The sequence below is a fragment of the Bradyrhizobium sp. genome (genome assembly GCF_027451485.1).
Taxonomy (GTDB): Bacteria; Pseudomonadota; Alphaproteobacteria; order Rhizobiales; family Xanthobacteraceae; genus Bradyrhizobium.
Genome location: NZ_DAIDJE010000062.1, coordinates 1 through 17,309, shown reverse-complemented (window position 1 = coordinate 17,309; position 17,309 = coordinate 1). Strand labels below are relative to the sequence as shown.

Annotated in this window: 15 protein-coding genes; 8 read left to right on the top strand and 7 right to left on the bottom strand. The window is 62.5% G+C overall.

Features of this window, described 5'->3' with window-relative positions:
* Positions 1-134: 134 nt before the first annotated feature.
* The 3 genes from NEZ08_RS09140 (at position 135) to NEZ08_RS09130 (ending at position 4,344) form a co-directional block, all read left to right on the top strand.
* Entirely contained in the window at positions 135-1,655 is a 1,521-nt protein-coding gene (locus NEZ08_RS09140) for an FAD-dependent oxidoreductase (protein WP_298106289.1), read from the top strand.
* Between the two features lie 125 nt (positions 1,656-1,780).
* A complete protein-coding gene (locus NEZ08_RS09135) occupies positions 1,781-3,391 on the top strand; it encodes an acyl-CoA synthetase (RefSeq protein WP_298106288.1) in 1,611 nt (536 codons plus the stop codon).
* 125 nt (positions 3,392-3,516) lie between these two features.
* Positions 3,517-4,344 (top strand): DUF2189 domain-containing protein, encoded by an 828-nt coding sequence (locus tag NEZ08_RS09130; RefSeq protein WP_298106287.1) that lies wholly within the window; start codon positions 3,517-3,519, stop codon positions 4,342-4,344.
* Here the strand turns inward: NEZ08_RS09130 and NEZ08_RS09125 are convergent.
* From NEZ08_RS09125 to NEZ08_RS09100, 6 genes are all read right to left on the bottom strand, one after another.
* A complete protein-coding gene (locus NEZ08_RS09125; protein ID WP_298106286.1) occupies positions 4,341-5,126 on the bottom strand; it encodes a substrate-binding domain-containing protein in 786 nt (261 codons plus the stop codon). The two genes, NEZ08_RS09130 and NEZ08_RS09125, sit on opposite strands and share 4 nt — an antisense overlap.
* Before the next feature lie 48 nt (positions 5,127-5,174).
* Positions 5,175-7,250, bottom strand: coding sequence for a carbohydrate porin (locus NEZ08_RS09120; protein ID WP_298106363.1), 2,076 nt, complete (start codon positions 7,248-7,250; stop codon positions 5,175-5,177).
* Positions 7,251-7,490: 240 nt separating this feature from the next.
* Positions 7,491-8,003, bottom strand: a complete 513-nt coding sequence (locus NEZ08_RS09115) for an SRPBCC family protein (RefSeq protein ID WP_298106285.1) — start codon at positions 8,001-8,003, stop codon at positions 7,491-7,493.
* 16 nt (positions 8,004-8,019) lie between these two features.
* Positions 8,020-8,475, bottom strand: coding sequence for an SRPBCC family protein (locus tag NEZ08_RS09110; RefSeq protein WP_298106284.1), 456 nt, complete (start codon positions 8,473-8,475; stop codon positions 8,020-8,022).
* A 68-nt stretch (positions 8,476-8,543) separates the two neighbouring features.
* Positions 8,544-9,014 carry an SRPBCC family protein gene (locus tag NEZ08_RS09105; RefSeq protein WP_298106283.1) on the bottom strand — a complete coding sequence of 157 codons (471 nt, stop codon included), beginning with the start codon at positions 9,012-9,014 and terminating at the stop codon, positions 8,544-8,546.
* The gene (locus NEZ08_RS09100; protein WP_298106282.1) at positions 9,007-9,321 is read right to left on the bottom strand and encodes a helix-turn-helix transcriptional regulator; all 315 of its coding nucleotides are present in this window, start codon (positions 9,319-9,321) and stop codon (positions 9,007-9,009) included. Before NEZ08_RS09100 ends, NEZ08_RS09105 begins: the two co-directional genes overlap by 8 nt.
* Before the next feature lie 141 nt (positions 9,322-9,462).
* Here NEZ08_RS09100 and NEZ08_RS09095 point away from each other — a divergent pair, with 141 nt between their 5' ends.
* Positions 9,463-10,044 (top strand): hypothetical protein, encoded by a 582-nt coding sequence (locus tag NEZ08_RS09095; RefSeq protein ID WP_298106281.1) that lies wholly within the window; start codon positions 9,463-9,465, stop codon positions 10,042-10,044.
* A gap of 164 nt (positions 10,045-10,208) precedes the next feature.
* On the top strand, positions 10,209-10,823 hold the full coding sequence (locus tag NEZ08_RS09090) for a LysE family translocator (RefSeq protein WP_298106362.1): 615 nt from the start codon (positions 10,209-10,211) through the stop codon (positions 10,821-10,823).
* A 2-nt stretch (positions 10,824-10,825) separates the two neighbouring features.
* Here the strand turns inward: NEZ08_RS09090 and NEZ08_RS09085 are convergent, their stop codons facing one another.
* Positions 10,826-11,635, bottom strand: a complete 810-nt coding sequence (locus tag NEZ08_RS09085) for an N-formylglutamate amidohydrolase (protein WP_298106361.1) — start codon at positions 11,633-11,635, stop codon at positions 10,826-10,828.
* Positions 11,636-11,726: 91 nt separating this feature from the next.
* On the opposite strand from NEZ08_RS09085, the gene NEZ08_RS09080 reads away from it, so the two are divergent.
* From NEZ08_RS09080 to rpoD, 3 genes are all read left to right on the top strand, one after another.
* The gene (locus NEZ08_RS09080) at positions 11,727-12,116 is read left to right on the top strand and encodes a gamma-glutamylcyclotransferase (protein WP_298106280.1); all 390 of its coding nucleotides are present in this window, start codon (positions 11,727-11,729) and stop codon (positions 12,114-12,116) included.
* A gap of 157 nt (positions 12,117-12,273) precedes the next feature.
* Positions 12,274-14,277: a DNA primase gene (dnaG, locus tag NEZ08_RS09075; protein ID WP_298106279.1), complete on the top strand. Its 2,004-nt coding sequence runs from the start codon at positions 12,274-12,276 to the stop codon at positions 14,275-14,277.
* 353 nt (positions 14,278-14,630) lie between these two features.
* Positions 14,631-16,775 carry an RNA polymerase sigma factor RpoD gene (gene rpoD / locus NEZ08_RS09070; protein ID WP_298106278.1) on the top strand — a complete coding sequence of 715 codons (2,145 nt, stop codon included), beginning with the start codon at positions 14,631-14,633 and terminating at the stop codon, positions 16,773-16,775.
* Positions 16,776-17,309 lie beyond the last annotated feature (534 nt).

The following is a 17,309-nucleotide window of genomic DNA, read 5'->3' as shown; positions in this document are numbered from 1 at the left end:
GTTTCGTCGCGTCCTGCCGCCCGCGGCGGGGGCTCCGCTCCCGCCGGGGTTTCCAATTGCGGAACCTTTCGGTCCCTGGAACGTCCAATGGGCTTAAGGTCGTTATCCCACGACCCAACGCCGCGGAGGACGAAATGGCAGATCAGCAAGCTTCGCCGGCAGGCCCCGATCTGTCCCTCGGCGTCCTGCCTTCCGATTTTTCCGGCGCCATGCTGCTCGGGCATGTCGGCGAAGAGGAGGTACTGCTGGTGCGTTCGGGCGCGGAGATATTCGCCATCGACGCACATTGCAGCCATTATCACGGGCCGCTCGCCGAAGGCGTCGTCGACGGCGAGTATGTTCGCTGTCCCTGGCATCACGCCTGCTTCGACTTGCGCACCGGGGAGGCGACCCGTGCGCCGGCGCTCAATGCGCTCGCAGTGTGGCAAGTCGAACGGGACGGCGAGCGGATTGTCGTGAAGCAAAAACGCGAACAGCCGAAGCCGCGCGTCAAGGGCGTCGTCGATGCGCCGTCGCGGATCGTGATCGTCGGCGGCGGCGCGGCGGGCTTTGCCGCCGCCGAGATGCTGCGCCGGCAGGACTACCGCGGCAGCATCGTGATGCTGAGCGGGGAGACCGCGGCGCCGGTCGATCGTCCGAATCTGTCAAAGGACTATCTCGCCGGCAGCGCGCCCGAGGATTGGCTGCCGCTTCGTCCGGACGATTTCTACCGAGAGACGAATATCGATTTGCGCCTGGGGGTCGAGGTCGCCTCGATCGACATCAAGGCAAAACAGGTGCTGCTCGCCGGCGGTGAAGGCATTCCATACGACCGCCTGCTGCTGGCGACGGGCGCGGAACCGGTGCGGCTGCCGATCCCGGGTTCAGATCAACCGCATGTACACCTGCTGCGCTCGCTGAATGATTGCCGCGCCATTATTGCGTCGGCCCAGGGCGCGCGCCGCGCGGTGGTTGTCGGCGCGAGCTTCATCGGACTTGAAGTGGCGGCTTCATTGCGCGCCAGGGAAATCGAGGTGCATGTCGTCGGCCTCGAGCAGCGGCCGATGGAGCGCGTCCTGGGCGCAGAAATGGGCGACTTCGTCCGCGCGCTGCACGAGGAACACGGCGTGATCTTTCACCTGGGCGACACCGTCGCTTCGATCGACGGCAAGCGCGCCCGCTTGAAGAGTGGCGGCGTGATCGAGGCCGATCTCGTCGTCATCGGAGTCGGCGTGAAGCCGCGTCTTGGACTCGCCGAAAGGTGCGGTCTTGCGATCGACCGCGGCGTCAAGGTCGATGCCTATCTCGAAACCAGCGTTCCCGGCATCTATGCCGCGGGCGACATCGCCCGCTGGCCGGACAAGCATTCCGGTGAGGCCATCCGGGTCGAACATTGGGTGGTCGCGGAGCGGCAGGGTCAGGCCGCGGCGCGCAATATGCTGGGGCAGCACGAAGTGTTCGACGACGTGCCGTTCTTCTGGAGCCAGCATTATGATGTGCCGATCAATTATGTCGGCCACGCCGAAAAGTGGGACGAAATCGTCATCGATGGCGATATCGGGGCGAAGGATTGCCTGGTTCGCTACAAGCGCGGCGGGCGGGTGCTCGCGGTCGCTTCGATTTACCGGGATGTCGCCAATCTCGAAGCGGAGATCGCGATGGAAAAGGCGGGCTGAACCAAAATTACCTTCTTCGTCGTGCCTGGGCTTGTTCCGGGCATCCACGTCTTTAAAACTACAGTCACAAGCAAGATGTGGATGGCCGGGCCAGAACCCGGTCATGACGGAGGATGGAGCCGGCCATGCTCACCGAAACCGACGATTACGACCAACTCTGCCGTGAGTTTCGCTGGGAGATCCCGCCGCGCTTCAACATGGCGAGCGCCTGCTGCGACCGCCATGCCGACGGCTCAGGCCGTCTCGCGCTGATCTATGTCGACGAAGACGGCTCCTCGCGCCGCATCTCTTTCGATGAGCTCTCCGAGATGTCGCGCCGCTTCGCCAATGTGCTGAACGCCGACGGGCTGCTGCGCGGCGACCGCGTCGCACTCTTTCTTTCACAGTCGATCGAATTGCCGCTGGCGCATTTGTCGGCGTTTCGTGCCGGCATGATCTCGGTCCCGCTGTTCGCGCTGTTCGGCGAGGACGCGCTGCAATTTCGTCTGGCCAATTCGGGCGCCAGGACCATCGTCACCGATGCTTCCGGCTGGGAGAAGCTGCAAAAAATCCGTAACCGGCTTCCTGATCTGCAAAACGTCTATCTGGTCGGCGACGAGGCGCCCGCGGGCACAAAGGCATTCTGGCCGGCGCTGGAAGCTGCTTCGCCGGACTTCACCACCGTCGATACCGCGGCCGACGACCCCGCGATGATCATCTATACTTCGGGCACCACGGGGAATCCGAAGGGCGCGCTGCATGCCCATCGGGTGCTGCTCGGCCATCTCCCCAATGTCGAGATGATCCACGACTTCTTTCCCAAGGCGGGCGATGTGATGTGGACGCCGGCGGACTGGGCCTGGATCGGAGCCTTGTTCGACGTGCTGTTCCCGGCCCTTTATCACGGCGTGCCGGTGGTCGGGCATCGCGCGAGGAAGTTCGAGCCGCAGGCTGCGATGCAACTGATGGCCGATCACGCCATTCGCAACGTGTTCCTGCCGCCGACCGCGCTGAAGCTGATGCGCCAGGCCGAGGTCAGACATGCGGGGGTCAAGCTGCGCAGCATCTTTTCCGGCGGCGAGGCGCTTGGCGCGGAGCTATTGGACTGGGTGCGTTCCACCTTCGGTATCGAAGTGCACGAGGGCTATGGCCAGACGGAGTGCAATCTGTCGGTCGGCAACAATGCCAGGCTGTTTCCGATCCGACCCGGTTCGATGGGCAAGGCGACGCCGGGGTTCGACGTGCGCATCGTCGACGACAAGGGCAACGAAATGCCGCGCGGGACCCGCGGCATCATCGCCGTCCGCCAGCTCAACCCCGTTACCATGATCGAGTACTGGAAGAACCCGGAAGCGACGCGCAAGAAATACGCCGGCGGCTTTCTGTTGACCGGCGATCTCGGATGGCAGGATGAGGACGGCTATTTCTGGTATTTGAGCCGCGAGGACGACGTCATCACCACGGCCGGCTACCGCGTCGGCCCTTCCGAGATCGAGGATTGCCTGCTGAAGCATCCGGCAGTTGCGATGTCGGCCGTGGTGGGCGTTCCGGATCCGGTCCGCACGGAATCGATCAAGGCCTGGATCGTGCTGCGGCCGGGCTTTGCTCCAGGCGAAGCGTTGGCCCGCGAGATCCAGGACTTTGTGAAGGTCAAACTGGCCGCCCACGAATATCCACGCTTCGTGCAGTTTGCCGACAGCTTGCCGATGACTGCCACCGGCAAGGTGCTGCGGCGGGAATTGAGGTCCCTGGGCTGAACCACGCTGCGGTTGCCCCCGCGCTGCAGCGGGACGACATCAGGACCAAATCCTACTAGTTTGACCCAGATCAACACGTGGGGTCGCAGGCTTGCCTCAATACGACAAAACGGATTTGGGGGACCATGTCGATCTCCGGCAAGCTCGATCCTGTCGTGTGCCGCATCACGGCTGCGGATATTGCGGAAGCCCTGAGCCAGGGCCTGCGCGACTTTCAGGCCAAGCCGCTCTATGGGCTCGCATTTGGCGGCCTCTACGCCGTCGGCGGCATCATCATCCTGCTCTCCCTCACTGCCTTCAAGATGGTGTACCTCGCCTATCCACTGGCCGCTGGCTTTGCCCTGATCGGGCCATTCGTCGCGATCGGGCTTTACGAAGTCAGTCGTCGGCGCGAGACCGGAGAGCCGATTTCTTTCCCGGCGATCTGGTCGACCATCACGTCGCGCAGCGAAATCGGCTGGATGGCCTTCGTCACCTTGTTCATCTTCCTGATCTGGATGTACCAGGTGCGCCTGCTGATCGCGCTGTTGATCGGACTCAACGCCTCGTTTTCCAGCCTTCAGGAGTTCATCCGCGTCGTGCTGACCACCAACGAAGGCCTTGTTTTCCTGGTGGTCGGCAACCTCGTCGGCGCGGCGCTGTCGCTGGTTCTGTTTTCCCTGACCGTGGTGTCGTTTCCGCTCCTGCTCGAGCGCGAGGTCGATTTCATCACCGCCATGATTACGAGCGTGCGCTCGGTGGTGATGAGCCCGCTGCCGATGATCGGATGGGCCGCGGTCGTCGTCGTACTGCTGATGATCTCCGCGTTGCCCTATTTCCTCGGCCTGATCGTGACCCTGCCGGTGCTCGGTCACGCGACCTGGCATCTTTACCGCCGCATCGTGGCGCCGGTCGACGCAGGTTCGCTGTTTGAGTCTCAGACGACGCAGTCAGCCGAACAAGGGAAAGTTTAATGCTGGCCGCGATGGCCGAGCGGCTGCATGCCGGCCTTCTCGATGGCCGTCTTGGCCTGGTCGGATACCAGGAACCCGATCAGCTTCTTCGCCTGCTCCGGATTGTGCGCCGTCTTGACGATCGCCGCCGTAAATACCTGGATGAGCTGCACGTCATCGGGAAGTGCGCCGACCAGCTCGATGCCGGGCTGATGGACCTGTTCGCTGACCGGCCCGAGCGCCAGATCCGCTTCGCCAGCGGCGAGCGCGCCGGTCGCCTCGATGCCGCGCGCGAAGAGTTTTGATGACACCTTGCCGGCGATCCCAAGCCGCGGGAAAACTTCCTTCTTCAGGAAAATGCCGCTGGTGCTTGCCGGCAGCGCCACCAGGCGCGCGCCAAGCACGGCCCGCTTGAAAGCTTCGACGCTGCCGATGTCCGGCTTGGCGCTTCCCTGCCGCACGGCTGCACCCAGCGGCACGCTGGCGAGCTCCGCCTCCGAGCCGTTGACGATCCGCCCCGCCGCTGTCAGTTCATCAAGGCCTTCCTTCGAAAGAATGACCACGTCGACATCCACACCCTGTTCAAGCTGCGACTTGATGGTCTTCGGGCCGGTCCCTTGCGATGCGCCCGACAGCGTGGTCACGGCGACGCCGGTCGCGCGCTCGAACTCCGGCAGTACCTGGCGGTAGGCCAGCGAGAAGCCGCCGGAGATCATGACAGTCAGTTTTTCCATCGCGTAGCCCGGAGATGCAGGAAAGATCGTGAGTTGAACAGCCAGGATGGCCGCGGCACGCTTAAGCATATTCTGTCCCCCGGCAAGACAGCCGGCAGCCAATGAAATCACCGCGACCTAAAACTGCCAGTGGGCGCGGCCTGCAAAGACATTCACCGGGCCGCGGTCGGCGTTGTAGGCGGGATTGTCGATGAACTGATAGTCGAAGGTGAGCCGGGTCGAGGGCGTCAGCGCGTAGCTGTAATAGGCTTCGAAGATGTTCTCGGTGGCGTAGTTCGTCAATCGTCCGTCGCCGACGAGAATGCCGAGGCCTCCGGCATTGAGGAAGGCGACGTGGGCACTGGAGATGCCGTTGACGACGCCGGCAATGCCGATGGTGTCGTCGGGACGCCCCCAGGACTTGCCGCCGATCGAGACGCCCCCGGAGACCGTGCGATCGATATCGGTGAAATCCCAGGGTTCGTGCTGGCCATCGGCCCAGCCGGCGCGGAGAAACACGCCGAGCGTGTCGGTAATCTGCTGTTCCATGTTGAAGCTGACGCCGGGACGGCTGGTATAGGTTCGCACGGCGTTGATGTCGGCCGGCTGTCCTGTGATGGCCGCGAGCGCAACGGCGTCGGAATAAGCACCCATGCTGCCGCGCTCCAGATAGCCGGTGATCTTGATCTTGCCCGGCTGGCCCATCAATTCGTAACGGCGCTCCATTTCGCCGACCATTTCGAACTGCTGGAAGGTCGGATCGAGCGTACCGCCCAGAGGGCTCACGCCGCCCGCCGGAGTGGCGGAAAGATCGAACACGCCCGCGCGCAATGTCCATGGTCCCGTGTACCATTCTCCCGCCGCGCCGTAGCTGTAGCCCCAGCCGTCGCCGGCGTAGTCGAAGGTGCCGGCATTGACCAGCGACCAGTTCAGGAAATCGGCCTTTGCATTATTGGCGTAGCGGTTGGTGTCGAAGATGTCGTTGACGCCGAAACGGCCGACTGTCAGCACCAGCCGGTCGGTCGAGCGCGTCCCCTTGAACTGGGTGAAATCGTCGTCGATGTTTTCGGTCTCGCCGCCGAGATTGACGGTCTGCCGCAGGAAAGCGCGTTGCAGCCGCGCATAAGGGGTTGCCAGCCCCTGCTTGTAGGCTTCGGCGCTGGGAAAACCGGCCACGCCGTGCGAGTTGTTGAAACCAAAGCCCTGGTCGATTTCCGGATTGGCCCAGAATTCAGCGCCCTGCCACAGCTTGACGCCGAGGGAAAGCGTCGTGTCGAAGGTTTCCTCGGCGTCGGCGCCGCCCGAGAGGCTGTTGGGTCCCTCATAGGGCGAGCGGAAGGCGGGATGAGCCTGTTCGACAAAGGTCGTCTGGCCATGCACGGCAAAGATGTCGGCATTTTCCATGAAGCGCGACGGCGCGGCAGCGGCCGGGCGTGACGGATCATCGAAATGGTAGTTCAGAGCGAGCCGGAGTTGATGTTCGGACAATCCGGAGCTGACGCGCTGCCCGAACAGCGGAAAGCTCTCGCTGACGGATGGAAAATCCGTCCACAGATATTCGCCGCGAACCGTCCAGCTCGGTGCGATCGCGGTTTCGATACCGACGCCGGCCGCCCAGCCGAAGCGGTAGAGGAAGCGGTCTTCCGAATTGCCGCTTGCGTCCTGCGTCAGGGTCTCCTGGTCGTAGCTCCACGCCATGCCGCCGGTGGCATAGAACAGCCACTGGCCCGGCGCATAGCCGATGCGGCCGCGCACGGTGCCCGAGGCCAGCACGTTTTCGCTGAAGCTACCGGTCCCGAATGTCGATGAGGCAAAATTCGAAATCCCGCCGGTGGTCAGACCCGTGATGGGATCGGGGTAGGTCGGGAAAGAGCCGTCGGCCTCGACGCCCACCACCAGGCGGTTTCGCAACATCCAATTATATCCGGCCTGCACACCCTCGAACCAGCTTCCGCTTTCCCGGAAGGCATTGGGCGACTGATAGAGTCCGAAGGAACCGGCGCCCGGTGTGCCGCCGCCGGCTGGGCTCAGCGCCCAACCGGAGTTTCCGGTGGCCAGACCGATATGGCCGCCAACGTAAAAGCCGGTCCAGTCATACCCGGCAGGGGGAGGCGGGGCCTTGATCGGCAGATCGGCCGCGCGTGCAGCGGTCATCAGCAACACCAGCGCGAACGCACAGGATGCGCTGAGCCCGCTTGCTCTGCGCAGGGGCACGAAGATGTCAGCACGTTCAACCAAGGCGGCCCCACCATCCGCGCGATGAACTCCTTCCTTGTCATCACCACGGCGCAGGTGTCAATTCGCCGAACGCTCTGGTGAGGTGGAATTCACGCCGTCAAGTTTGGTGAGGTCACTGGCTGAAGCGCGCGTGTGAGCGCATCAAGACCGTCGTTGTGTGTCACGTTATCGCAACATTTCGAACCTCTTCGCGGTGACGCGAAAAGCCGCGAAAGCTCAGGGCGTCCTGATTCCGAGCTTCTTCAGGGCCGTCAGCATGCGCTCGGGCGGAGCCATCCTGACGACCAGCGGCTCACCGGTCTCGAGCAGGCTCTTGAGGCTCGAGAGAATGGCGGGCCACCCCTGACGACCGCCGGAAAGGATATCATCGTCGAGCGGCCGGTCATGCGACTCCGTCATGGTGAGCCGTACCGCATTGCCCAGGGGCTCGATCTCGTAGGTGACGAGCGTTGCGCCCAGTTTTTCGATCAGCTCCGGCCAGTTCACGTTAAACGTGAAGGAGAGCCGGCGATTCGGCACGCACTCGGCCACTTCGCCGCTGATATGCAAGTTGCCATCCGCCGTTCGGACGATATAAGCGCCGCCGACCTTCAGATCGATCTCGACCGAATTGCCGAAGAAATATTTCCGGCTGAATTCGGCCGAGGTCAGTGCCTGCCACACTTTCTCAGGCGTCGAAGCAATGTAGATCGTGTAGACGATCAGCGGTTTGAAGCGGTCGAGGTTCATGGGGATTTGCTCAATCTCACATTTTCAACGCTTCGAAGGGGATTTGCAGCGGTTCGCCGGTCTCCAGCAGGCTCTTGAGGCTGGAGAGGATTGCCGGCCATCCCTTTGAGATCCCTGAGTAGAATTGGCTGCCTTCCGCAAAGCCTTCATGGGTGAGCGTCAGCTTGACGAGCTTGCCAAAGGGTTCGAGCACGAACGTGGCCAGCGCCGGAAACTCGTTCCTGTATTTGTCCGACAGGTTGATGAAGGTGTAGGCGAGGCGGCGCGGCGGATCGCATTCGACGACCTTGCCGGCATCGGAGACGGTGCCGTCGCTGCGTACCATTTCGAAGGACGAACCCACCTTCCAGTCCGACCGCAGCCTTGCGCCAAACCAGTAGCGCGCCGTGAACTCGCCGTCGGTGAGCGCATGCCAAAGCTTTTCCGGCGTGGTCTCGATATAGGTGACGTAGATGAATTCGGGTCCGGACATCTTTATGTTCCTTCGGTGGCTTGCTTCCGGCGTCGTCGCGCGAACGCGGGCGACGCCGGCAGGCAGGTTCAGGCGGTAGCTGTTTCTTTTACAGCGGGCGCCGGCATCGGAATGCCGAGGGTCTTGCCGTTCTCCAAAAGGCTCTTCAGGTTTGCGAGCACCATCGGCCAGCCTTCCGAAATGCCACGGTGGGTCACGCCGGCCTCGTCGAGATTGTCGTGTGTCAGAGTAAGCTTGACGACATTGCCGCGCGGTTCGAGCTCGAAGGTGACACGCGAGGTGCGTTCGCGCCGGAATTCTTCAGTGCAGCCGTTCCAGGTGTAGGCAAGCTTCCTCGGCGGATCCGATATCAACACTTTTCCCTCAAGGCGTTTTTCGCCTGTGAGCGTGAAGCGATAGTCCGATCCGACGCTCCAGTCAGACGCGACGCGATGGTCAAACCAGTAGCGCTCCGTGAAGTCGCCATCGGTAAGCGCCTGCCACAGTTCGTCGGGCGTGGTCTCGATATAGGTGACGTAGACGAAATCCGGCTTACTCATCGCGCTTCTCCAGTTGCCGTTTCAGTTCGCTGAGCGCGGTAAGCTTGCCGCGCTCGAATTTCTTGATCCACCGCTCGCCGATCTGATGGATCGGGACCGGATTGAGGTAGTGCAGCTTCTCGCGGCCGTGCCTGTAGGTGGTGACAAGGTTGGCCTCCTCGAGAATGACGAGGTGTTTGGTGACGGCCTGCCGCGTCATGGCGAGACCCTCGCAGAGTTCGTTCAGCGTCTGTCCGTTCTTGGCGTGCAGCCTGTCGAGCAGCGATCGCCGCGACGCATCGGCGAGGGCTTTGAACACGTCGTCCATAGGGTCAGAAAATATGCAACCAAACGGGTGCATGTCAAGAGGGTATTTTGGCGAGGGCTTGGGCCTGTGTTAGCGCGACAAGCTATTGAACGGACCGAAGGAGCCGACGCCGGAAAACCTGCGCTATCGGAGATTTCGCGGATGTCGATGTCGGCCTTCAACGGCGCGCATACGACGTTTCCGGTGCTGAAGATGCCGATCGCCGAATTCGCCCATGACAAGGATTCGACGCGCGACATCGTCATGATTGTCGACGAGGAGATCGTCGACGAATGCGCAGAGCCGCGGCAGATGGTGTGGTTCGTCGACGTCACGATCGAGAAGACCCCGATGGTGATCTCGAGCTACACGGCGAAGGAAGCGAACGGCAATTTCTTCGAGCGGGGCGGGCGGTTCGGCTCGCACGCCTCGAATGAAAGCATGGCCCCGGTCTGCTACAAGAAGATGGCGTTCATCTCCGTCTTCAATGCCGGCGTGCGCGCGCTCGACATCCGCGATCCCTATCACCCGACCGAAGTCGGCTACTTCATCCCCGCGATCACGGCCAATATCGACAAGCGCTGCGTCAAGGTCGACGGCAAGGATCGTTGCAAGGTCGCGATCCAGACCAACAACGTCGAGACCGACGACCGCAGCTATATCTACATCGTCGACCGCGCCAATACCGGCATGCACACTCTGGAATTGACCGGCGAGTCGCGTAAGATTGCGGGGTTGCCGTAGCAAGTGAGATTCGTCATTGCGAGCGTTGGCGGTGCAATCCAGCCTTGTCATTCGGGGGCTTGCGAGAGCGCGAATCCATTTATCGACGAACGCGAACGGCTCAATGGATTCCGGGTTCGCTCGCTTCGCTTGCGCCCCGGAATGACGAAGAGTAGGTGAAACCCGTGTCCCTTCAGCTTTACCTCGCCTATGTCGCCGCCTCTGTCGCGCTGGCACTGTTACCCGGCCCGATCGTGACGCTCGTGATAGCCAACGGCCTGCGCCATGGCACTCGGGCGGCGCTGACCAATATCGCCGGCGTGCAGGCGGCGCTCTTGATCGTGATCGCCGTGGTCGCAATCGGACTGGCCTCGCTGATGGCGACCATGGGTTATTGGTTTGACTGGGTGCGCTTTGCCGGTGCCATCTATCTGGTCTGGCTCGGCATCAGGCTGATCCGCGCGCCGGTTGAGGGCATGGAGGCGGAGGCGCCGCCGCCACCTCGCGGCGGATTTTTTCTGCAAGGTTTTCTGGTCGCGCTCAGTAACCCCAAGCTGCTGGTGTTCTTCGGCGCCTTCATTCCGCAGTTCGTGGATATGAGCCGCGATCACCTGCCGCAGGTTGCCCTGCTCGGCGTCACCTTCATGGTCGTCGCGGGGCTGACGGATGCGACCTATGCGTTGCTTGCCGGGCGCGTGCGATCATTCTTCTCGGCGCGGCGGACGCGGGCTTTGTCGCGCGTGTCCGGCGGCTTCATGATCGGCGGCGGCGTCTGGCTCGCGTTGACGCGCGCGAAGTAACTTTAGACCGGCAGCAGACCTTGCGCGCGCAGCGTCGCTTCGATTTCGGTAAAGATCGCGCCCAGCCGATCCGCCCACTGCCCCTGGCCGGACTGATCGCCGATCAGGTCCTGGCGGATCTCGATGCCGGTATTCATCAGCGAGCGCGCTTCGCCGTGCACGGGGATCGTGTAATCGGTCTCGTTACTCACCGCATACGGTTCGTTGTCGCCGACCACCAGGTCGCCTTGCGCGCGTAAGGCGCTCAGCAAGAGCGGCGGCAGGCGCGAGTCGCGCTGATATAGCGTGCCGACATGCCAGGGCCGCTTGATGCCGGCATAGACCGGCGTGAAGCTGTGCAGCGACAGCAGCACGGTCGGAATACCATCGCGCAGCCGCTGATCGATCACTTCCGTGATGCGGCGGTGATAGGGACCAAACACTTCACGCCGCCGCGCCTCCACGGCCTCGCGCGCCAACCCCTCATTGCCGGGAATGGTGGTGGCTTCGCTGATCAGCGGGATCGATCCCGGCGAGGTAAACGGGCGATTGCAGTCGATGACGAGCCGCGAATAGCGCTGCGCGATCAGATGCGCGTCCAGCCGTTCGGACAAGGCGCGCGCCACGCCGGCTATGCCGATATCCAAGGCGATATGCCGCGTCAGTTCGCTCTCGGGCAGGCCGAGATCGCCGAGACGCCGGGGGATGGCGCGGCCGAAGTGGTCCGAGGTCAGAAGAAACGGCGAGCGGCCGGAAGGGTTCTGCTCCACGACCGGCGGTGCATCCTCGTCACCGAGAAGTGAGGATGTTTCGCCGCCGCCATCCAACACCATTTTTGCCTGTCCGATCTGCCTGTTCAGGTGGTTTTCGATTCCGACATTCGCACTGCTTCGCTTCGCCCGCAATGACGTGTAAGACGAGACCATGACTGACCTTCTCTTCGTTTATGGCACGCTGATGCGCGGCTATTCGCACCCGATGGCGCGGCTGTTGTCGGCCAATGCCGACTTTCTTGGGCAGGCGAGCTGCCGCGGAAGGCTGTACAAGGTGAAGCACTATCCCGGCCTGGTGCTGTCGGACGCGGCCGGCGAGATGGTTTTCGGCGAGCTCTATCGCCTGCGCGCTGTCGAGGATCTCCTGCGCGAATTCGACATGTACGAGGCTTGCGGCGAAGGATTTCCCGAGCCGACGCAATATGTGCGGCAGATGCTGACGGTCACGCTCGCCGAGGGCGTCACACGCGAGGCCTGGACCTATATCTACAACTGGCCGGTTACGGGACTGTCCCGGATCGAATCGGGGCGGTTCTTGTGACGCCGTCATTGCGGATTCGCGCCATACGCGCCGGAACCAACGATCAGAAAGCCCTGTGAATAGCGGCAAGAAGGCCGATATTGTTACCGGTTTCGGTAATCCGCGCCCTATATCTCTAGCCGTTCGGCCCAACTTCAACCCTGCGCCAGCATCACCCATGCGCTTTACGCCCCAATTCCTCGAAGAGCTGAAGGCGCGCCTTCCGGTATCGGAAGTCGTGGGCCGGCGCGTGAAGCTGAAGAAGGCCGGCCGCGAGTTTAAAGGGCTGTCGCCGTTCCAGCAGGAAAAGACGCCGTCGTTCACCGTCAACGATCAGAAACAATTTTATCACGACTTCTCGACCGGCAAGCACGGCAACATCTTCGATTTCCTGATGGAGACCGAAGGTGTGACGTTTCCCGAGGCCGTCGAGCGGCTTGCCGCGATGGCGGGACTTGCCCTGCCGGCGGCAACGCCCGATGCCGCGCGCCATGAGGCGCGGCGCAGGACGCTGCACGATGTGATGGAACTGGCGTCGAAATTCTTTGCCGATACGCTCGCCTCGAGAAACGGCGCCAAGGCGCGCGGCTATCTCGCCGATCGCGCCATCTCGCCGGCTACGCAGGTGCAGTTCCGCCTCGGCTACGCGCCGCCCGATCGTTTCGCGCTCAAGGAGCATCTCGGCAATCAGGGCGTCCCGGTCGAGGACATGGTCGAGACGGGGCTCTTGATCGGCGGCGACGATATTCCCGTGCCTTACGATCGCTTCCGCGACCGCGTGATGTTTCCGATCACGGATGCCCGCGGCCGCGTGATCGCGTTTGGCGGTCGCGCGCTCGAAAAGGACGTGCCGGCGAAATACCTGAACTCGCCGGAAACGCCGCTGTTTCACAAGGGCGACAATCTCTACAATCTTGCCACCGCGCGGCAGGCCGCGCATGACGGCAGCCCGATCGTCGTGGTGGAAGGCTATGTCGACGTCATCGCCATGGTCGGCGTCGGCTATCCCGGCAGCGTCGCGCCGCTCGGCACCGCGCTCACCGAAAACCAGCTCGCGTTGCTCTGGAAAATGGCGGATGAGCCGATCCTGTGTTTTGACGGCGACCGCGCCGGGCAGAAGGCGGCGTGGCGCGCCGCTGATCTGGCCCTGCCGCACCTTGCGCCCGGCAAGAGCCTCCGTTTCGCGCTGCTGCCCGAAGGCCAGGACCCCGACGATCTCGCCCGGTCGGGCGGACGCGCCGCGATCGAGGACGTGATCGCGGGCTCACGCGGTCTCGCCGAGATGATCTGGTCGCACGAAATCGAGGGCGGCAATTTTGCGACGCCGGAGCGGCGGGCGGCGCTGGAGAAGCGCATCGGCGAGATCGCCAATTCCATCCGCGACGAGGTGGTGCGGCGTTACTATCGCCAGGATTTTTCGGAGCGCCTGGGGCGCATGTTTGCGCCGGAGGTGGTGCGCAGCCCCTATGGCGGCGGCCGGCCGGGAGGAGGAAATTTCGGCGAATCACCCCGGCGTTTTGCCTCCCGCCCCGGCCAAAACCCCGGCCGATTTGATGCTGCCGGCCGCCGTCCACAGGGCCCCAGCGCTTCGCTGCGCGGCCCCTATCAGCCGGCAAGTTCGCAACTCGCGGCGAGCCCCTTGCTCCGCGGCCAGCGCAGCGCCATCTCCCGCCGCGAGGCGCTGATCCTGCAATGCCTCATCAACCACCCCTGGCTCTTGCACGACCACCTCGAAGAAGCGGCTGCGCTCGAACTGCCGCACCCGGAGGCGCATAGACTGCGGGCCGGGATCATCGCCGCCTTTGCGGCCGACCATCACCATTCGATCGACCCTTCCGAGCAGAGCGAAAAGCTCCGCGCCGATCTCCTCAAGGGCGGATTTTCAAAGGAACTTCAAAGAGTTGATGGTGCGATCACGACCGCTGCGGTGTGGGGGGCGAAAGCCGGCGCGGCGCGGGACGATGTTCTTTCCACCTGGCACCAGCTCGTCTCCTTGCATCGCCAATACCACTCCTTACTTAGGGAGCTAAAGGACGCCGAACTCGCGCTGGGCGAGGACACGAGCGAGGCCAATCTGGCGTGGCTGCGTGACATCAAGGCCCGGCTTTCCGAAATGGACGGGACCGAGGCCATGATCGACGGATTTGGTGAATTATCCGGACGATTGCGGGGTAGCCCATGAGCTTGAATTTAATGCGGACCGCGGCTATCGGAACCGCAAAAAGACTCGCCAAACCCGGGGTTTGGCTGCAAAAACAGGGTTAAGCGACGCTTAATGGCTTTGAGGCATTTTCTGATCTAGCGGACGGTCGGCTGTCCTTACGAGAGGCGTCTGGAATAAGCAGGACGCTCATCCCTGTTCGGGTAGCCGGCACCGCCATTTCCGCAAGCTGCGTTCAAGGCCAGTTGTGTGAAATCGGAGACGAGCGAACTGGGGTGGCGAAACTCGGCGCCGCCCTTTCGCGTCATGAGTAAGTTGAAGCGTTTCGCGACGGGCTTGGCCCCTTAGGTCGGGACGCGGTTGGGAGCTTTTGAATGGCCAGCAAGGCGAAGATGGTTCAGGTCAAGGAAAAAGAAAAAGACGAGAAGGTCGCCGACGCGCCTGAGAAGGATTCGCCCGACGCGCCTTCGCCGTTGCTCGACCTGTCGGATGCCGCGGTCAAGAAGATGATCAAGCAGGCCAAGAAGCGCGGCTTCGTGACCTTCGATCAGCTTAACGAGGTGCTGCCCTCCGACACCACTTCGCCCGAGCAGATCGAGGACATCATGTCGATGCTCTCCGACATGGGCATCAATGTCACCGAGGCCGACGACGACGCCGAGGAAGAAAAACAGGAAGACGCCGACGACGATACCGACAACGAGCTTGTCGAGGTCACGTCGAAGGCCGTCACCGAGGTCAAGAAATCCGAGCCTGGCGAACGCACCGACGATCCCGTGCGCATGTATCTGCGCGAGATGGGCACGGTGGAGCTGTTGTCGCGCGAGGGCGAAATCGCGATCGCCAAGCGCATCGAGGCCGGCCGCGAGGCAATGATCGCAGGCTTGTGCGAAAGCCCGCTCACCTTCCAGGCCATCATCATCTGGCGCGACGAACTCAACGAAGGAAAGATCTTCCTTCGCGACATCATCGATCTCGAGGCCACCTATGCCGGCCCCGATGCCAAAAACAACCTCAATCCCGCCATGATCGGTGCCGATGGCCAGCCGGCCGCCGAAGGCGAAGCCGCCAATGGCAGCGGCAACGGTGGGGCGATGCCTGCTTCAGCCGCGCCGCCCGCCGCGCCGCCATCGCCGACCCCGTTCCGTCCCGCGCCGGCCGCCGGTGCCGACGGCGAGGAGAAGGATCCCGGCGAGGCCGCTGCTGAAGCCGACATGGACGACGACGAATTCGAAAACCAGATGTCGCTCGCGGCGATCGAGGCCGAGCTGAAGCCGAAAGTGGTCGAAACCTTCGACAAGATCGCCGACAACTACAAGAAGCTGCGGCGGCTGCAGGAGCAGGACATTGCCAACCAGCTCGAGAGCACCTCGCACGGGCCGTCGCTCTCGCCGCATCAGGAGCGCAAGTACAAGAAGCTGAAGGACGAGATCATCGTCGAGGTGAAGTCGCTGCGGCTGAACCAGGCGCGCATCGATTCCCTCGTCGAGCAGCTCTACGACATCAACAAGAAGCTCGTCTCCTTCGAGGGCCGCCTGCTTCGCCTCGGCGACAGCCACGGCGTGGCGCGCGACGACTTCCTGCGCAATTATCAGGGGTCGGAGCTCGATCCACGCTGGCTCAACCGTGTCTCGAAACTCGCCGCCAAGGGCTGGAAGAATTTCGTCCATCACGAGAAGGATCGCATCAAGGAACTGCGCGGCGAGATTCAGCAGCTCGCCGCCTTGACCGGCCTCGAGATCGGCGAATTCCGCAAGATCGTGCATGGCGTACAGAAGGGCGAGCGCGAGGCACGCCAGGCCAAGAAGGAAATGGTGGAAGCCAACCTTCGCCTCGTGATCTCGATCGCCAAGAAATACACCAACCGCGGCTTGCAGTTCCTCGACCTGATCCAGGAAGGCAATATCGGCCTGATGAAGGCGGTCGACAAATTCGAATACCGCCGCGGCTACAAGTTCTCGACTTACGCCACATGGTGGATCCGGCAGGCGATCACGCGCTCGATCGCTGACCAGGCGCGCACCATCCGCATTCCCGTGCACATGATCGAGACGATCAACAAGATCGTAAGGACCTCGCGGCAGATGCTCAACGAGATCGGCCGCGAGCCGACGCCGGAAGAACTGGCCGAGAAGCTCGGCATGCCGCTGGAGAAAGTGCGCAAGGTTCTCAAGATCGCGAAAGAGCCGCTGTCGCTGGAAACGCCGGTTGGTGACGAGGAGGACTCGCACCTCGGCGACTTCATCGAGGACAAGAATGCGATCCTGCCGATCGATGCGGCGATCCAGTCGAACCTGCGCGAGACCACCACGCGCGTGCTCGCCTCGCTCACGCCGCGCGAAGAGCGCGTGTTGCGCATGCGCTTCGGCATCGGCATGAACACCGACCATACGCTGGAAGAAGTCGGCCAGCAGTTCTCGGTGACGCGCGAACGCATCCGCCAGATCGAGGCCAAGGCGCTGCGCAAGCTCAAGCATCCGTCAAGGTCGCGGAAGCTGCGCTCGTTCCTGGATAACTGATTTCAGACATCGTCATGCCCGGGGAAGCCCCGCGCATCGATCGAGACAGAATGGCGGGCCGAAAGCCCGCCATTCTATTTTCGGCTGCGAAGGCGCGATGATTTGAGCTCCCTTCCGCACCAATCGAGCTGCCTGGCGCCGACGTTCCTGTTGACAGACGTGATCCGGGCAATAATCGATCGCGCAATGTCGTCATCGTGTGGCATGATTGGTGAATTAGGAACCAATACTGCTGGCTCGGCTTTTTTCAGAACAATTGCAGCGTCGCGTTTTTTGAGAGACGCCCATGGCCCTCGAAATTCTTTTTCGCAGCCGCAGAGACGGCGGCCGATCGCTTATGGGTGATCGCCGGAACGGTTCGGACCGATTTCCAAGACCCTTGGGTGTAATTGATCAGGACACCGCCGATCGCACTCGACCTGCAAACGATAACGGCCAGGCCTGGCCGCTGATCGCGTTCCCGGACCGGTGGTATTGCTGTTAGAGCATGATCCGGAAAGGCGTGCAGCGGCTTTCCGGATCATGCTCGATCAA

What these genes read in the sequence shown, in the direction of transcription:
- NEZ08_RS09140 (WP_298106289.1), top strand. Translation starts at nt 135, where the DNA reads ATGGCAGATCAGCAAGCTTCGCCGGCAGGCCCCGATCTGTCCCTCGGC.
- NEZ08_RS09135 (WP_298106288.1), top strand. Translation starts at nt 1,781, where the DNA reads ATGCTCACCGAAACCGACGATTACGACCAACTCTGCCGTGAGTTTCGC.
- NEZ08_RS09130 (WP_298106287.1), top strand. Translation starts at nt 3,517, where the DNA reads ATGTCGATCTCCGGCAAGCTCGATCCTGTCGTGTGCCGCATCACGGCT.
- NEZ08_RS09125 (WP_298106286.1), bottom strand. Translation starts at nt 5,126, where the DNA reads ATGCTTAAGCGTGCCGCGGCCATCCTGGCTGTTCAACTCACGATCTTT.
- NEZ08_RS09115 (WP_298106285.1), bottom strand. Translation starts at nt 8,003, where the DNA reads ATGAACCTCGACCGCTTCAAACCGCTGATCGTCTACACGATCTACATT.
- NEZ08_RS09110 (WP_298106284.1), bottom strand. Translation starts at nt 8,475, where the DNA reads ATGTCCGGACCCGAATTCATCTACGTCACCTATATCGAGACCACGCCG.
- NEZ08_RS09105 (WP_298106283.1), bottom strand. Translation starts at nt 9,014, where the DNA reads ATGAGTAAGCCGGATTTCGTCTACGTCACCTATATCGAGACCACGCCC.
- NEZ08_RS09100 (WP_298106282.1), bottom strand. Translation starts at nt 9,321, where the DNA reads ATGGACGACGTGTTCAAAGCCCTCGCCGATGCGTCGCGGCGATCGCTG.
- NEZ08_RS09095 (WP_298106281.1), top strand. Translation starts at nt 9,463, where the DNA reads ATGTCGATGTCGGCCTTCAACGGCGCGCATACGACGTTTCCGGTGCTG.
- NEZ08_RS09085 (WP_298106361.1), bottom strand. Translation starts at nt 11,635, where the DNA reads ATGGTGTTGGATGGCGGCGGCGAAACATCCTCACTTCTCGGTGACGAG.
- NEZ08_RS09080 (WP_298106280.1), top strand. Translation starts at nt 11,727, where the DNA reads ATGACTGACCTTCTCTTCGTTTATGGCACGCTGATGCGCGGCTATTCG.
- dnaG (WP_298106279.1), top strand. Translation starts at nt 12,274, where the DNA reads ATGCGCTTTACGCCCCAATTCCTCGAAGAGCTGAAGGCGCGCCTTCCG.
- rpoD (WP_298106278.1), top strand. Translation starts at nt 14,631, where the DNA reads ATGGCCAGCAAGGCGAAGATGGTTCAGGTCAAGGAAAAAGAAAAAGAC.